This window comes from Bradyrhizobium sp. PSBB068 (assembly GCA_016839165.1).
GTDB lineage: Bacteria > Pseudomonadota > Alphaproteobacteria > Rhizobiales > Xanthobacteraceae > Bradyrhizobium.
Window position 1 is genome coordinate 2305006 of sequence record CP069300.1, and the last position, 14765, is coordinate 2319770.

A 14765-nucleotide genomic window follows, 5' to 3' on the forward strand; every position below is an offset into this window, starting at 1 on the left:
CCCTGATTTCTCCACGAGAGAATTTTGAGATGACGCTGACCTGTCGTGCCGCGGTGCTGCATCAAAGCGGAACGCCGCTCTCGATCGAGCGCGTTACGCTGGCGCCGCCTTCGCCAACCGATGTGGTGGTGAAGGTGCGTGCGGCGGGGCTCTGTCACACCGATCTGGAGGTGATCGACGGATCGCTGCGTTATCCCCTGCCGATGATCCTCGGGCACGAGGCGGCCGGGGTGGTCGAACAGGTCGGCAGCGCGGTGCGTGACGTCCGCATCGGCGACCACGTCATCCTGTCATGGAACCCGCATTGCGGACACTGCTTTCAGTGCGACCGCGCGCAGCCGATCCTGTGCGAGACCTATCTCGCCAGGGGTCTGGAAGGCGTGCATTTCGACGGTACGTCGAAGGCGCAACTCGCGGGCGGCGGCGGCCTGGCGCATCTGATGTTCCTCGGCGCGTTCTCGGAATATGTCGTGCTGCCGGCGCAACAGGCAATCGTCGTGCCAAAGGAGATCCCGTTCGACCGTGCATGCCTGATCGGTTGCGGTGTCATGACCGGCGTCGGCGCCGCGCTGAATGTCGCCGAGATCTGTCATGGCGATACCGTGATGATCACCGGCTGCGGCGCGGTCGGGCTTGCGGCGGTGCAGGGCGCCCGGCTCGCCGGCGCCGGTGCGATCATCGCGGTCGATCTCGACGACGCGAAGCTTGCGCTGGCGCGACAGCTCGGCGCGACGCACGACGTCAACGCGGCACGCGAGGACCCGGTCCAGATCGCGAAGGCGGCGACGCGCGGGCGCGGCGCCGACGTCATCCTCGAGGCGGCGGGCCATCCACTGGCGTTTCGGCAAACCGCGGAGGCGGTGCGGCCGGGCGGCGAGGTGATTTGGCTCGGCAAGATCGACGTCACGCAGGACGTGAGCTTCCGCTGGGGCGCGTTGATGGGCGAGAAGCGTTTCCGTCGCTCGAGCTATGGCGGCGCGCGGCCGCGGCGCGACTTCCCCTTGCTGGCGCAGGCCTATCTCGACGGCCGGCTCAAACTCGACGAACTGATCACCGGTCGCTGCTCCCTCGACGGCATCAATGATGGCTTCGAGGCGTTGCGGCGCGGCCGGTCGATCCGCACGGTCGTCGAATTCTGAATTATGAAGCATGATCCGGGAAAGTGAACCCGGTTGTCCGAAAGGATCATGCTAAAAAAAGGTTCCTACAGCGTCGAACGCGCGAAACTCTCGATGTAGTCGATCAGGCTGTCGGAGGCAGCGCCTGCGGCGTCGACGCGGCGCTCGGCGATGGCTTCGGCGACATCGGCATGCAGCCGCGCGGCGAGCGGCAGATCGGCCGCTTCCTTGTAATGCTGGTACCAGAATCGGCGCGACAGGCCGTGCATCAGGCCCATGGCGCGGGAGGCGAATTCGTTGCGCGACGCCGCGGAGATCAGTGTGTTGAACTGATGATCCAGCCGCATGAACAGCAGATCGTCGGACTTTTCCGCTGCGCGCCGCATGCCGGCGGCGATCTCCGAGAACTGCGCACGCTGCTCGCTGGTGGCGCGCTCGGCGGCGCCGCGGGCCATCAGCCGTTCCAGCTCGCGCCGCACCTCGAGCAGGCGGAGTTGGGCGCGAAGGTCGATCTCGGACACCAGCACGCCGCGACGGGCCAGGATGTTGACGAGGCCGTCGCGCGACAGCCGCTGCAGCGCCTCGCGGATCGGGGTACGGCCGATGTCGAGCCGCTTGGCGAGCACGAGCTCGGAGAGCGCGGTGCCCGGAGGCAATTGCAGCGTCACGATCAGCTCTTCCAGCTCGGCATAGGCGCGATCGGTGAGGGTGACGTCGCCCTGCGGGAGAAGGGCTTGCGCGGCAGCGCGCGGCTTGCCGGCGGCGGACGATTGCCGTGCCGGCCGGCGGCTTCCTGCTGCGCGGGCGCGCACCGTGCTGGATCGTTTGCTCGAATCTGCCATCGGGATCTTGCGTGCTGCTGTCCAGCAGATATCTCACACGCCCCGATCGCACTGACAAGGCCGCCCGATCGGCACTGCACCGAATCCGGCGGCGTGCAGCGAACGGCCGCGCATCATCAGTGCGAAATGCTCTCCAGCGTCCGGCCGCGGGTTTCCTCGCCGAGCAGCAGCACCGCCAGCGCTGCCACCACGAACGCGCCGGCGCCGAGCGCGAACACGCCGCTCTGTCCCGCCGCGGGCAGGATCACGCCGATCACATACGGGCCGATCAGCGATCCGATTCGGCCGACCGCGGAGGCGAATCCGGTCCCGGTTGCCCGGACATGGGTCGGATACAGTTCGGGCGTATAGGCGTAGAGCGCCGACCACATGCCGAACAGGAAGAACTGCATGCAGAGGCCCGCGATGACGAGCTGGGTCTGGTCCGCCGCCGAGCCGTAGAAGTGGCAGGCGATCGCGCCGCAGAGCAGGTTCATTGCCAGCGTCGCCTTCCGGCCCCAGGACTCGACGAGCCACGCCGAGACCAGGAAGCCGGGGATGCCCGCGAGCGAAATCAGGATGGTGTAGAACACGGATTTGGTGATCGGGAATCCCTTGGCCTGCAGCAGGGCGCCGAGCCACGTGGTCAGGCCGTAGAAGCCGAGCAGCGCGAAGAACCACACGGTCCACAACATCGTGGTCCGCCTGGCGTAGATGCCCGAAAACAGCGTCCTCAGGCCGGTTGTTGCGGATGCGGGGGCGGGCGCCTGGCGCACGACCGGCGGCAGCTCCTTGCCGCCGATGCGATCGCGGACCCTGCTTTCGATGTCGCGTACGGTCGCTTCGGCCCGCTCGGAATAGCCATGCGAAGCGAGCCAGCGCGGCGATTCCGGAACATAGCGCCGGACCACGAGCACGAACACGGCCGGGATCGCCTGCAGGATGAAGACCCAGCGCCAGTCGGCGGCCTGCAGCACGAAGTAGGTCAACAGGCCCGATGCGATGAAGCCGAGCGGCCAAAATCCCTCGAGGAATGCGATGTAGCGGCCGCGGTTGCTGGCGGGCATGATCTCCGAGACCATCGATTGCGCGACCGGAAATTCCATGCCCATGCCGAAGCCGAGCAGCAGACGGGATGCCCCGAGCGCGGTCGCCGTCGTCGAGAGACCGCAGCACAGGCTGCCCAAGCCCCAGAAGATCATGCTGACCTGGAAGACGCGGGCGCGGCCGAAACGGTCGGCCAGCAGGCCGGCGGAGGCGGCGCCTATGAACATGCCGAGGAAGCTCATGCTGGACAGTAGCCCGGCTTCCGCCGTCGACAGGCCGAAGGTCTGACGGATCGAGCCGAGCACGAAAGTGAGCGCGGCGAGGTCCATGCTGTCGAAGAACCATGCGGTTGCGATGATTCCGAAGATCCAACGCTGATAGGAGGTCAGCGGCAGGCGTTCGAGCCGTGCCGCGATGTCGGCGACCTGCTGTGCCTGCGCGGTTCGCGCGACGGCGGCCGGAGCCAGGCGTCCGGCCGATGCGGTGACGTCGGAAACGGTCATTGCTGTCCTCCCCAGGTGGACGTTGCCGGGCTCTTTTCGGCCCTCTTTCATAAGATGTCACACGGATAGCAGTGATATGTCAATTGGTGATCACCTGCGCGAGGCGCCGGACGGTGCCGAACCGATCGGCGCCTTGCGCGCGCGTTCGGTGATCAGATCGACGATCGGTGCCGTTCCGGAGCGGCATCAAGACCCGGTTAACGGCATCCGAGAAATCGGGGCCTAACGGATAATCCGGCTTTAATGGGGAGCCGACTAAACGTCTCTGGTTGCAGAGTGCCGGATGCCAGGAAGCATCCGATCTTGCGTCCGAAGGAGGCGTATTCCCCGTCATGTCAATTCAGGTCGATTCGGATTTTGCGAGCGACGATCGCGCCAGGGCGCAGATCGGCGCGGCGGTGAGCTACCTGCTCAGGGATACGACCGGCGTCGCGCGTGAGCATGCCGTCGAGACGATTGTCGAGATGGTGCGCGAGATTGCGAGCCGGCCGGCTGGTACCGAAATGGCAACGCTTCAGCCGCTGATGAGCGGCGTCGCCTACCGCGACTTTGTCATCGATGCGTACCGGCGCGACGTCGATCGCTGGCGCGCGACCATCCGCCGCTCTAACGGCAAGAAGATCCGGATCGCCTCGCCGCCGTCGGTGCGTGACGAGGCGACGACGACGGCGGATGCGATCACCGCCGAGAAGGCCATCGAGTTCGCCAGGCGCGCGATCGACCTCGGTGAGGTGATTTGACCCGCATTGCGGGCCGCCGCCGTGGCCCGTCCGGCGGCCACTTGGTCTATGCTTGTCGTCTATGCTTGGGACGCGCGATGTGCGAGTCTTGATCCATCGCATCCCAGCAGAGATATGCCATGCCGTCAGAACTTCGCTCGCCCCGCCTTGCCGTCCTGATCGACGCCGACAATGCATCCGCAAAGATCGCAGATGGATTGTTCGAGGAGATCGCCAAGATCGGCGAGGCCAGCGTGCGCCGCATCTATGGCGACTTCTCCAATCCGAGGTCGAAGGGCTGGGCCGACATCCTGTCCAAGCACGCCATCATCCCGCAGCAGCAATTTGCCTATACGACCGGCAAGAATGCATCCGACATCACCCTCGTGATCGACGCGATGGATCTGCTGCACAGCGGCCGGTTCGATGGCTTCTGCCTGGTGTCGTCGGACAGCGATTTCACACGGCTTGCCGCCCGCATCCGCGAGCACGGCATCGACGTGTTCGGGTTCGGCGAGCAGAAGACGCCCGAGAGTTTCCGGCAGGCCTGCCGCAGGTTCGTCTACACCGAGAATTTGCGCGGCGGCGCGACGAGCAATCAGGATGCCGCCGTGCGTGCCCAGCCATTGCAGCCGCCCGAGGCCGCGACGCCCATCCTCAAGAAGGTGATCGGTCAGATGGCCAGCGAGGACGGCTGGGTGACACTTGGTGAGGTCGGACGGCAACTGGCCAATCTGGCGTCCGATTTCGATCAAAGGACTTACGGCTTCCGCACCTTGAGCGAACTGGTGCGCAGGACCAACGCTTTCGAGATCGAGCAGCCCAAGGGCGGCACGACGCGAATCCGCATCAAGCCGGCGGAGGCGCCGTCGCCGAGCAGGCCAGCTCCAAGGCGGCGAGCGCCGAGACGGCGAGCCGATCAGAAGCCGCCGGAATGAACGGCGCGCGGCTCGGTCCTGTTCCGAGCCATCCCTGAATCTGAACCAACGATGAATGCCGCTTCGGATATCATCCGGAGCGGCTTTCTTATTTGTGCTGGAACCGAAGCGAGTTGCGGCGGAACTGAAATTTGCGCGCAAATTGCCGCGCCGGAACTGGAACGTCTCACTACCTGCGATGTTGAAGGGGCATCTTGCAACTCGGAGGAGGAGAATATGAACAAGCGTTTTGCCGTTTCCCTTGTCGCTGCTGCGTCGCTGTTCGCGTCCGGTTCGGCGTTCGCGCAGTCCACGACCGCTGCTGGCGCCGCCAACGGTGCGCGGACCGGCGGCGAGATCGCGGGCCCGGTCGGCGAGATCGTCGGCGGCACGGTTGGTGCTGCTGTCGGCGCTGGCCTCGAGATTCCGAATGCGGTGATCACCGCGATTCCGCGCGACGAGCCGTCGGTGGTGGTGCAAGAGCGCGTCGTGGTCGGCGAGCCGCTGCCCGACACCGTCGTGCTGCGCCCGGTGCCGCGCTATACCGAATATCGCTACGCGGTCGTCAATGATCGCCGTGTGATCGTCGAGCCGCGCACGCGCCGGATCGTCAAGATCATCGACTGATCGCGCGACGTTGCTAATGGTCGACATCCTCGCGGGCACATCGCCCGCGGGGATTCGTTTGGCCCCATCAATTTTGGTCCCATGAATACCGGCATGGCACGGGTCCGCTTTTTTCATGAAGTGGCCCGTTGGCCTGACGACCGGATCCCTTAGACTGGCCTGCAACGGACGCAGCGAGCGTTCGCGTCAAAAGCAGGGGATGGAAACATGGGCCGCAAGATCGCGATCGTCGGCGCGGGGGCGGTCGGCGGCTATGCCGGCGCGCATATGGTGCAGGCGGGTGAGGACGTCACCTTCATCGATCCGTGGCCCGAGCATGTCGAGCACATGGGCAAGCACGGACTGCGCGTCACCCACGCGATGGATGTCGCCGAATTCTCGGTGCCGGTGCGGGCGCTGCACGTCACCGACGCGCAGCTGCTCGCCAAGGAGAAGCCGGTCGACATCGCCTTCGTCTGCATGAAATCCTACGACACCGCCTGGGCCACCATGCTGATCCGGCAATACCTGGCCGCCGACGGCTACGTCGTGTCGTTGCAGAACTGCATGAATGAAGAGACCATCGCCGGCATCGTCGGCTGGGGCAAGACGCTCGGCTGCATCGCGAGCAGCATCACCGTCAATCTGCCGGAGCCGGGCCACATCCACCGCGGCGCCGGCAAGGGCGGCGCGGCGCATACCGTATTTCGCGCCGGCGAGGTGCATGGCCGCATCACCGCGCGGGCGGAGGAGGTCTGCCGGCTGGTCGCTCATTCCGACAGCGCCAAGGTCACCTCCAATCTCTGGGGCGAGCGCTGGTCCAAGCTCGTGGCCAACGTGATGGGCAACGGGCTGTCGGCCTGCACCGGTCTAGCGGGCAGCGAGGTGCTGCAAAGCGAGCCGTTGCGCCGCTTCTCGACCCGGCTCGGCAGCGAGGCGATCCGCGTCGGCCAGGCGCAAGGCTATCAGCTCGAGGAAATCCTGCATCTGTCGCCCGATACGATCGCCCGCGCCGGCGAGGGCGACGAGGCCGCAACACGCGCCTGCGACGAGCAGCGTCTTAAGGACAGTAAGCGCACCTCATCCGCGCAGCGCCCCTCGATGGGCCAGGACATGCAGAAGGGCCGCCGCACCGAGATCGAATTCCTCAACGGCTTCGTGGTGCGCGAGGGCGAAAAGCTCGGCCTTGCCTGCAACGCCAACGCCGCGCTGACCGACATCGTCAAGCGCGTCGAACGCGGCGAGCTGAAGCCGGATCCAAGGCACATCACCGAGCTGAGGATGAATTGAACCGCGTTCGATATGCGACGAAGCTTTGCTCGCAACGACGGTGAAAATGTTGAGGCGTTCGCCTACAGCAGCTGCCTGACCCCCATGCCATGCATGAACCGCTCGCGGATCTGCACGGGGTCGCGGCGGGTGGTGCCGGTGCCGGGCTTGTCGTCGATGCGGACACCGATCAGCGTCGGGCCTGCGGCTTGTTTCGACTGCTCGATCAGCCGCTCGAAATCGTCCTCGTCGGCGGCCCAGGTGCTGTTGGCGAGGCCGCTCGCGAGTGCCACCGCGACGATGTCGGTATGGCTGGCCGCCGGGGTCGGTTGGCTGCCGGTGATCTGGTAGATGCCGTTGTCCATCACCACCATGGTCAGGTTGTCAGGCGCCAATGTTGCGATGGTCGAGAGGCAGCCGAGCTGCATCAACAGCGAGCCGTCGCCTTCGAGCGCGACCACCCGGCGCTTCGGCTGCGCCAATGCGACGCCGAGCGCGATCGGGAAGGCGAGGCCCATGCTGCCCAGCATGTAGAAATTCTGCGGGCGATGGCCTGCGGCCCAGAGATCGAAATTGGTGTTGCCGATGCCGCCGATCACGGCTTCGTCCTTCAATTTGCTGACGAGGCGCTGGGTCAGATCGAATCGGTTCATCACCTTGGTGTTGCGCTGTGTGCTGGTCATGGCCGATCTCACTTGTCGAAGGTCTTGCCGCCGGTCAGCAGCGGCGAGAGGATCAGCGCCACCGGCGCCTGGGTGGTGATCGCCTGCTTGATCGAGCGGTCGGCGATGAATTCGAGCTCGTCGAGCCTTGTGATGGTGTGATGCTCCATCGCCAGCGAATCCAGCACCGGGCGCATGGTGCGGCAGACCAGCGCCTGGCCGTAGTTGAACTCGCCGAGCGTGCCGCGCTCGGACACGAACATGATCAGCGGGATCTGGTAGGGCACCGCGAGCGAGGCCAGCACGTTGGCGAGCGTGGCAAAGCCCGAGGTCTGCATCAGCACCGCGCCGCGCATTCCGGCCATCCAGGCGCCGGAGACGATGCCGACGGCCTCTTCCTCGCGCGCGGTCGGAAACGTCGTGAAATACGGATCGGCGTGCAGGTTCTTGATCAGCGTGGTCAGCACCCGGTCGGGCACATAGGGCACCAGCTTGATCTCGTTCCGTTTCAGCGTCTGCAGCACGATGCCGTGCCAGGTCGCCCCCGACGTCTGGGACGAGGCTTGTTCCGCGGCCGCCATCCTGTTCTCCCTCATCGTGCGATGCTGATGTTCGCTTACGGATCGAAACTTGACGCCGTGCCCGTGATTGTCAACATGCCGAGGCCGCAACGCGATCTGCGGAATTCGGCCATCGCCGTGCCGAACCGGCGTGCGATACAGGCGGTAACGACAACGGGCGGCAACGATAGCGGGACGGGAGGCGTCGATGACCGGATGGGTCTGGCGGACCGCCATTGCGGCAGCAGCCATGCTTGCGGCCGGCTTTGCGTCCGCGCAGCCATATCCGGCCAAGGCCGTTCACATCCTCGTTCCCTATCCACCCGGCGGCGGCGTCGACGTGCTGACGCGCACGCTGGCTGAAACCGTATCGAAGACCTGGACGCAATCGATCGTGGTCGAGAACCGGCCGGGCGCCGGCGGGGTGATCGCCTCGCAGGCGATCACGGGCTCGGCACCCGATGGCTACAATCTGATCATGGTGGCGAGCGGCCACGCCACCAATCCATTCCTCTATCCGAAGCTGCCCTACGATACGTTCAAGGATTTCTCGCCGATCTCGCTGTTGGCATCGTCGCCCAACGTGCTGCTGGTGCGCGCGGACTCGCCATTCAAGTCGGTCGGCGACGTCATCGCGGCGGCGAAGGCCAAGCCGGGCAGCCTGTCGTTCGCCCATGCCGGCAACGGCACCTCGACCCATCTGGCCGGTGAGCTGCTGAACAGCCTCGCCAAGATCGATCTCAGGGCGATCCCCTACAAGGGCGGCGCGCCGGCGATCAACGACCTGCTCGGCGGGCAGATTCCGATGTCGTTCAACAACGGGCCGGAATCGGTCGGGCAGTTGCAGGCCGGCACGGTTCGCGCGCTGGCGGTGACGACGGCGTCGCGCGCGCCGTTCCTGCCTGACGTGCCGAGTATGTCCGATACCGTGCCGGGCTATGACACCGAGGTGTGGTGGGGCCTGCTCGGTCCCGGCAACATGCCGGCCGATCTGGTGGCAAAGATCTCGCACGATTTCGTCGCGGCGGTGAACACCGAAGCGGTCAAGGAGCGGCTCGGCAAGCTCGGTGCGATCTCGATCGGGTCCACGCCGAACCAGTTCGCCGCCAAGATCAAGGCCGACTACGAAAAATGGGGCCCGATCATCAAGGCCGCCGGCATGAAGGCGGAATAGCGATGGCCGCATCAGAGATCCCCGCCTGCCTGCCGCCGCTTCCCGTGACGCCGCCGCGCGAGAAGCTGCCGCCGAAGGCCTGCGACACGCACGCGCATGTGTTCGGCCCGGCCGACCGCTTCCCCTATGCGGAGAATCGCAGCTACACGCCGCCGGACGCGCCGCTGCAAAACTATCTCGGCATGCTCGATGCGCTCGGCTTCGCCCGCGGCGTGCTCGTGCAGGGCAGCGCGCACGGCCGCGACAATTCAGCGATGCTGGATGCCTTGCAGCGCGAACCCGCGCGGCTGCGCGGCGTTGCGGTGGCCGATGCCGATGTGGCGGCGGGCACGCTGCGGCAATGGCATGTGCTTGGTGTCCGCGCGTTGCGCTTCAACCATTTCTTCCGTGGCGGCCAGTTGCATTATCGCGGCGGCATTCCGCTTGGCGTCGCCGAGACGCATGCGGCTGTGATGGCCGAACTCGGCTGGCACCTGCAGCTCTGGATCGACGTGAAGGATCTGTCCGACACGATCCCGGCGCTGAAGGCGCTGGGCCTGCCGGTCGTGGTCGATCACATGGGCCGCACCGATGCCGCCGCAGGGATCAACACTGCGGGCTTCCAGAGCCTGCTGCGTGCAATAGATGAAGGCTGGTGCTGGGCTAAACTGTCAGGCGCGCATCGCCTGAGCCGGCGCGCGCCGGATTATCCGGATGCGCGGCCGTTTCATGAGGCGCTGGTATCCGCCAATCCTGAGCGGCTGGTGTGGGGCGGCGACTGGCCGCATCCGCGGGTCGAGGGCGAAATGCCCGACGCCGGCCATCTGCTCGACCTGTTCTACGAATGGACTCCGGATGCCGCGACACGTCACCGCATCCTGGTCGACAATCCCGCAAGACTCTATGGCTTCCCAAACTGAGAGCTGCCCGAAGACATGACCGTCAACAACAAGCGCGTGTTCTACGTTAAATACCTCGCCCACGAGATCTATGTCGACATCCTGAAGCAGCGGCCGGATGTCCGGCTCGACCGTCTGGAGAACGACACGCCGGAGGCGCAATTCGCCCCCGTGCTGGCGGATGCGCATGCCTACCAGATCGGCGCCGCCCGCGACGAGCTGGCGCCGCATTTCCATGCCCATGCCGAGCTGCTGAAGCGGGCGCCGAACCTCCTGATCGTCTCCTCGAACGGCGCCGGCTTCGATCCCGTCGACGTCGATGCCTGCACGGCCGCAGGCGTGCTGGTCGTCAACCAGTCCGGCGGCAACGCCAATTCGGTTGCCGAGCATGCGCTCGGCATGATGCTGACGCTGTCGAAGCGGATCATCCAATCCGACCGCCGGCTGCGGCGCGAGGCCAATGTCAACCGCAACGAATTGATCGGCAACGAGCTGAAGGAGAAGACCGTCGGCATCGTCGGCCTCGGCAATGTCGGCCGCCGCATCGCCGAACTGTGCAAGGGGCTCCTGCACATGAAGGTGATCGCCTACGATCCGTATCTTGCAGCAGACGAGATGGCGAAGCGGGGCGGCGAGAAGGTCGAGCTCGACGATCTGCTGCGCCGCGCGGACTTCGTCTCGATCTCCTGTCCGCTCGACAGCAAGAGCCGGGGCATGATCGGCGCGCGCGAATTCGCGCTGATGCAACCGCACGCCTATTTCGTCACCACAGCGCGCGGCTTCATCCACGACGAGAAGGCGCTGGAAGAGGCGCTGCGCGACAAGCGCATCGCCGGCGCCGGCCTCGACGTCTGGGCCAAGGAGCCGCCGCCGCCGGACCATCCGCTGCTGCAGTTCGACAACGTGCTGGCAAGCCCGCACACCGCCGGCGTCACCCGCGAGGCGCGCATCAACATGGGCCGGATCGCCGCCGAACAGATCCTCGATGCACTCGACGGCAAGCGCCCGCCGCGCATCATCAATCCCGAGGTATGGCCGGTGTATGCGAAACGGTTCGAGCAGGCGTTCGGGTTCATGCCGGGGTAGATGCCTCCGCATAGGGTGAGGTGAGCACGCCGGTCAGGCCTGCTCCCGGCGGAGGCCGCGGCTGCGTGCGGCCAAATTATCGAAAACAACCCCATGCAAAGTAGCCGGGCGTTCGGCCAGGCAACTTGACCCGTCGGGCAACTCAGGGGTAAATTTCCAATATTCCGAAATCGCGGAAGTGCCCTGCCTTGCGGGGAGAGATACCGCAAGGGCGCAGGGAACCCCTCCGCCGGTGCGTCCCTCGCGCAAATGGCGTGAGTGAGCCATGAGTAGCTGGTTGCGGCGGAATCCGATCGAGCGCGGTCACAACTCTGTCGCAACTCCACTAAACCCTAAGCTGTGCCTTTCTCGCAACGTGTAACGGAAAAGCTCACAAGAAGTCCGTCTCTTCGTTGTTCCACGACCCGGAGTGCGGCAATCTGTCCCACAAGGGATGCTCTGGGGTGGCTGAAGGTGAAGACCGGGAATATCGCTGTGGTGCCGGATCGGTACCTCGGTGTTGGATTTTGTGCGCGACAAGCGCTTGTTTTGTTATGTGTCGCCCTGTTCGCGTTTGTGGCGCTGATCGTCACCGCCTTGCCCGCCGCGGCTCAAGACGCGAGTTGGAGTGCATTCCCGTTTGCGGGACCCCTTCCCGGGACGCACGATTTCAATACCGGCACCAACTGGACAGGAGGAAGCGTACCGACCGGCACCGCCATGTTCGGTGTCTCGAATGTCACCAGCCTCTCGTTCTCGTCCAACACCAGCGTCAGTGGCTGGACCTTCGACGCCGGGGCTTCCGCCTTTAGTTTCGGCGTGAGCCAGACACTCAATTTCAATGGCGCCGGCATTGTTATCAACGGCGGCAGCGCCACCATCAACATCGGTCAATTTGGCAACCAATTTGGCGCGGTACAGTTCGCAAACGCGAGCACGGCTGGTCGCGCTACCATCAACAACGGCTTCAGTCTCATATTCCGCGGCAGCAGCACGGCGGGCAATGCTGTCATCAACAACAATCTCTTCTTGGACTTCCTTGATTCGAGCACGGCCGCCAACGCCACCATCACCAATAGCGGTGGTATAACGAACATCGAGAATCGCGCCAGCGGCGGCAGCGCGCGCTTCATCCTGAACGGGATCGGCGTACTCGACATTTCGGGCGTCGCGATCGGCGGCACCACGGCCGGTTCGATCGAGGGCGACGGCAATGTCCATCTCGGCGCGAAGACCCTCGCGGTTGGTGGCAACAATCTCTCGACGACATTTTCCGGCGTCATCAGCGGCACCGGCGGGCTGACCAAGGTCGGCGGCGGCACTTTGGCGCTGTTAGGCACCAACTCTTACACGGGCGCAACCACTATCAACGGCGGTACGCTGGAGGTGGACGGCTCGATCGCCAGCTCGTCGAGCGTGACGGTCAATGCCGGCGGCACCTTGAGCGGTACCGGCATCGTCGGTCCCGCGACCGTCAATGCTTTGGATGGGAGCACAACCATCGTTGTGGGGGGGAACGATAGGTTTACGCTGATAGACGTCGGCGGCATCATCGTCATCGTGCCGACCGTCAAGTCCGCCGTCCCGTGGAGCGGCAGTGCCGATCCCGCGGCCGCCCTCACCATCGGCGGCACATTGGCGCCCGGCAGTGCAGCCAACACGACGGGCTCCCTGACCGTCGCCGGCAATCTTGCCTTCCAATCCGGCGCGATCTACGCCGTGCAGGTGACGCCGTCGGTTGCCGCATCGACCAATGTGCTCGGAACCGCGACGCTCGGCGGGGCCACAGTCAACGCGACGTTCGCCAATGGCAGCTACATCTCCAAGCAATATACGATCCTGACGGCGACGAACGGCGTATCCGGGACCTTTGGCGCACTCGCCAACAGCAATCTGCCGGCAAACGTCACCGATACGTTGAGCTACGACGCCACCCACGCCTATCTCAATCTAGTGCTGAACTTCGCGATTCCGGGCGGCGCCAATGCTAACCAGCAGGCGGTCGGCAATGCGCTGAGCAATTACTTCAATGCGACCGGTGGCATTCCGTTGGTGTATGCCGCGTTGTCGCCGCCTCAACTGTCCCAAGCTTCGGGTGAGCTCGGCACGGGCTCGCAACAAACCACGTTCGACGCCATGACCCAGTTCATGGGGGTCCTCACTGATCCCTTCATGAACCGGACCGGATCGGCCACTCCCAGCCCGGGACCTGCCGGCTATGCCGACGAAGCGCTAGGCTACGCGAGCGGCGCACACGACGCGTATGCGATGTTCACCAAGGCGCCGCCGACGCCGTTCGTGCCGCGCTGGAGCGTGTGGGCGGCCGGATTCGGCGGCTCGCAAACCACCGACGGCAATTCTGCGGTGGGATCGAACAACACCACGAGCAGCGTCTTTGGGACCGCCGTCGGGGCCGACTATCTGTTCTCGCCGAACACGATTGCCGGTTTCGCGCTCGCTGGTGGCGGTACCAACTTCAACGTCAACGGCATGGGCTTCGGCCGATCCGACCTGTTCCAGGCCGGTGGCTATGTCCGCCACAATGAGGGGCCGGCCTATATCTCGGCGGCCCTGGCCTATGGCTGGCAGGACGTCACCACCAATCGCACCGTCACCGTCGCGAGCATCGATCAGTTGCGCGCCGAGTTCAACGCAAACGCCTATTCGGGACGGGTCGAAGGTGGCTATCGCTTCGTTACCCCCTGGGCCGGCGGTCTCGGCATCACGCCCTATGCCGCGGGCCAGTTCACGACCTTCGATCTGCCCGGCTATGCCGAGCAGGCCGTCATCCGCTCATCCGCCTTTGCGCTCACTTTCGCTGCGAAGAGCGTGACCGACGTCCGAAGCGAACTCGGCCTCCGAACCGACAAGTCGTTTGCGACGGCCGATGGCGTCCTGACGCTGCGCACCCGGTTCGCCTGGGCGCATGATCATGATCCGGACCGGTCGATCGCCGCGACCTTCCAGGCGCTGCCCGGCGCAAGCTTCGTCGTCAACGGCGCAGCGCAGGCCTCCGATTCCGCGCTGACCACGGCAGCGGTCGAGATGAAATGGCGCAACGGCTGGTCTGCGGCGGCGACTTTTGAAGGCCAGTTCTCCGATGTCACCGCGTCCTACGCCGGCAAGGGGGGCGTGCGCTATACGTGGTGAAGGCGGCTCAAGAATGCTGGAGAAAATCTCCGTCGTTGTGGACGCAAATTAAGCAACAAACCCACTGCCAAAGCGCTGCCTCGCGAAGTGTCCGTTGTTATTTTCCCTGAGATATCGACGGCTTAGCCAGATATCGCCATTTTCCTCCTGTGCCCGACCATTCCGGTACGGAAGGACGATGTGTCATGCGAGGGGTCCAGTCATTGCTCCGCAACGCGCCCGCGAAAATCGGCCGCCGTCTTGCGCAGATCGTCGCGATCGCCGCTGCCAGCCTGC

General features: G+C 65.0%; 13 protein-coding genes. 9 read left to right on the top strand and 4 right to left on the bottom strand.

Annotated features, from left to right (window positions below):
• Positions 1-29 precede the first annotated feature (29 nt).
• Complete coding sequence (locus JQ507_10685) at positions 30-1139, top strand: Zn-dependent alcohol dehydrogenase (protein QRI71900.1); 1110 nt, start codon at positions 30-32, stop codon at positions 1137-1139.
• Positions 1140-1204: 65 nt separating this feature from the next.
• Here JQ507_10685 and JQ507_10690 read toward each other — a convergent pair whose 3' ends face one another.
• Together JQ507_10690 and JQ507_10695 are read right to left on the bottom strand one after the other, a co-directional pair.
• Positions 1205-1960 (bottom strand): GntR family transcriptional regulator, encoded by a 756-nt coding sequence (locus tag JQ507_10690; GenBank protein ID QRI71901.1) that lies wholly within the window; start codon positions 1958-1960, stop codon positions 1205-1207.
• A 116-nt stretch (positions 1961-2076) separates the two neighbouring features.
• Positions 2077-3489, bottom strand: coding sequence for an MFS transporter (locus JQ507_10695; protein ID QRI71902.1), 1413 nt, complete (start codon positions 3487-3489; stop codon positions 2077-2079).
• 332 nt (positions 3490-3821) lie between these two features.
• Between JQ507_10695 and JQ507_10700 the strand changes: the two genes are divergently transcribed.
• From JQ507_10700 to JQ507_10715, 4 genes are all read left to right on the top strand, one after another.
• Complete coding sequence (locus tag JQ507_10700; GenBank protein ID QRI71903.1) at positions 3822-4229, top strand: hypothetical protein; 408 nt, start codon at positions 3822-3824, stop codon at positions 4227-4229.
• Between the two features lie 119 nt (positions 4230-4348).
• Positions 4349-5146 carry an NYN domain-containing protein gene (locus JQ507_10705; GenBank protein ID QRI71904.1) on the top strand — a complete coding sequence of 266 codons (798 nt, stop codon included), beginning with the start codon at positions 4349-4351 and terminating at the stop codon, positions 5144-5146.
• Between the two features lie 216 nt (positions 5147-5362).
• The gene (locus tag JQ507_10710; GenBank protein QRI73284.1) at positions 5363-5752 is read left to right on the top strand and encodes a DUF1236 domain-containing protein; all 390 of its coding nucleotides are present in this window, start codon (positions 5363-5365) and stop codon (positions 5750-5752) included.
• 207 nt (positions 5753-5959) lie between these two features.
• Entirely contained in the window at positions 5960-7021 is a 1062-nt protein-coding gene (locus JQ507_10715) for a 2-dehydropantoate 2-reductase (GenBank protein QRI71905.1), read from the top strand.
• A 62-nt stretch (positions 7022-7083) separates the two neighbouring features.
• Here JQ507_10715 and JQ507_10720 read toward each other — a convergent pair whose 3' ends face one another.
• A complete protein-coding gene (locus tag JQ507_10720) occupies positions 7084-7683 on the bottom strand; it encodes a hypothetical protein (GenBank protein QRI71906.1) in 600 nt (199 codons plus the stop codon).
• Between the two features lie 8 nt (positions 7684-7691).
• Positions 7692-8243, bottom strand: a complete 552-nt coding sequence (locus JQ507_10725; GenBank protein QRI71907.1) for a decarboxylase — start codon at positions 8241-8243, stop codon at positions 7692-7694.
• A 187-nt stretch (positions 8244-8430) separates the two neighbouring features.
• On the opposite strand from JQ507_10725, the gene JQ507_10730 reads away from it, so the two are divergent.
• From JQ507_10730 to JQ507_10745, 4 genes are all read left to right on the top strand, one after another.
• Positions 8431-9396: a tripartite tricarboxylate transporter substrate binding protein gene (locus JQ507_10730; protein ID QRI71908.1), complete on the top strand. Its 966-nt coding sequence runs from the start codon at positions 8431-8433 to the stop codon at positions 9394-9396.
• 2 nt (positions 9397-9398) lie between these two features.
• Positions 9399-10295 (top strand): amidohydrolase family protein, encoded by an 897-nt coding sequence (locus JQ507_10735; GenBank protein QRI71909.1) that lies wholly within the window; start codon positions 9399-9401, stop codon positions 10293-10295.
• Positions 10296-10310: 15 nt separating this feature from the next.
• Positions 10311-11360, top strand: coding sequence for a hydroxyacid dehydrogenase (locus JQ507_10740; protein ID QRI71910.1), 1050 nt, complete (start codon positions 10311-10313; stop codon positions 11358-11360).
• A 528-nt stretch (positions 11361-11888) separates the two neighbouring features.
• Complete coding sequence (locus tag JQ507_10745; GenBank protein QRI73285.1) at positions 11889-14489, top strand: autotransporter domain-containing protein; 2601 nt, start codon at positions 11889-11891, stop codon at positions 14487-14489.
• The last annotated feature ends 276 nt before the right edge of the window (positions 14490-14765 follow it).

What these genes read in the sequence shown, in the direction of transcription:
- JQ507_10690 (QRI71901.1), bottom strand. Translation starts at nt 1,960, where the DNA reads ATGGCAGATTCGAGCAAACGATCCAGCACGGTGCGCGCCCGCGCAGCA.
- JQ507_10725 (QRI71907.1), bottom strand. Translation starts at nt 8,243, where the DNA reads ATGGCGGCCGCGGAACAAGCCTCGTCCCAGACGTCGGGGGCGACCTGG.
- JQ507_10705 (QRI71904.1), top strand. Translation starts at nt 4,349, where the DNA reads ATGCCGTCAGAACTTCGCTCGCCCCGCCTTGCCGTCCTGATCGACGCC.
- JQ507_10695 (QRI71902.1), bottom strand. Translation starts at nt 3,489, where the DNA reads ATGACCGTTTCCGACGTCACCGCATCGGCCGGACGCCTGGCTCCGGCC.
- JQ507_10730 (QRI71908.1), top strand. Translation starts at nt 8,431, where the DNA reads ATGACCGGATGGGTCTGGCGGACCGCCATTGCGGCAGCAGCCATGCTT.
- JQ507_10685 (QRI71900.1), top strand. Translation starts at nt 30, where the DNA reads ATGACGCTGACCTGTCGTGCCGCGGTGCTGCATCAAAGCGGAACGCCG.
- JQ507_10720 (QRI71906.1), bottom strand. Translation starts at nt 7,683, where the DNA reads ATGACCAGCACACAGCGCAACACCAAGGTGATGAACCGATTCGATCTG.
- JQ507_10710 (QRI73284.1), top strand. Translation starts at nt 5,363, where the DNA reads ATGAACAAGCGTTTTGCCGTTTCCCTTGTCGCTGCTGCGTCGCTGTTC.
- JQ507_10715 (QRI71905.1), top strand. Translation starts at nt 5,960, where the DNA reads ATGGGCCGCAAGATCGCGATCGTCGGCGCGGGGGCGGTCGGCGGCTAT.
- JQ507_10735 (QRI71909.1), top strand. Translation starts at nt 9,399, where the DNA reads ATGGCCGCATCAGAGATCCCCGCCTGCCTGCCGCCGCTTCCCGTGACG.
- JQ507_10700 (QRI71903.1), top strand. Translation starts at nt 3,822, where the DNA reads ATGTCAATTCAGGTCGATTCGGATTTTGCGAGCGACGATCGCGCCAGG.
- JQ507_10740 (QRI71910.1), top strand. Translation starts at nt 10,311, where the DNA reads ATGACCGTCAACAACAAGCGCGTGTTCTACGTTAAATACCTCGCCCAC.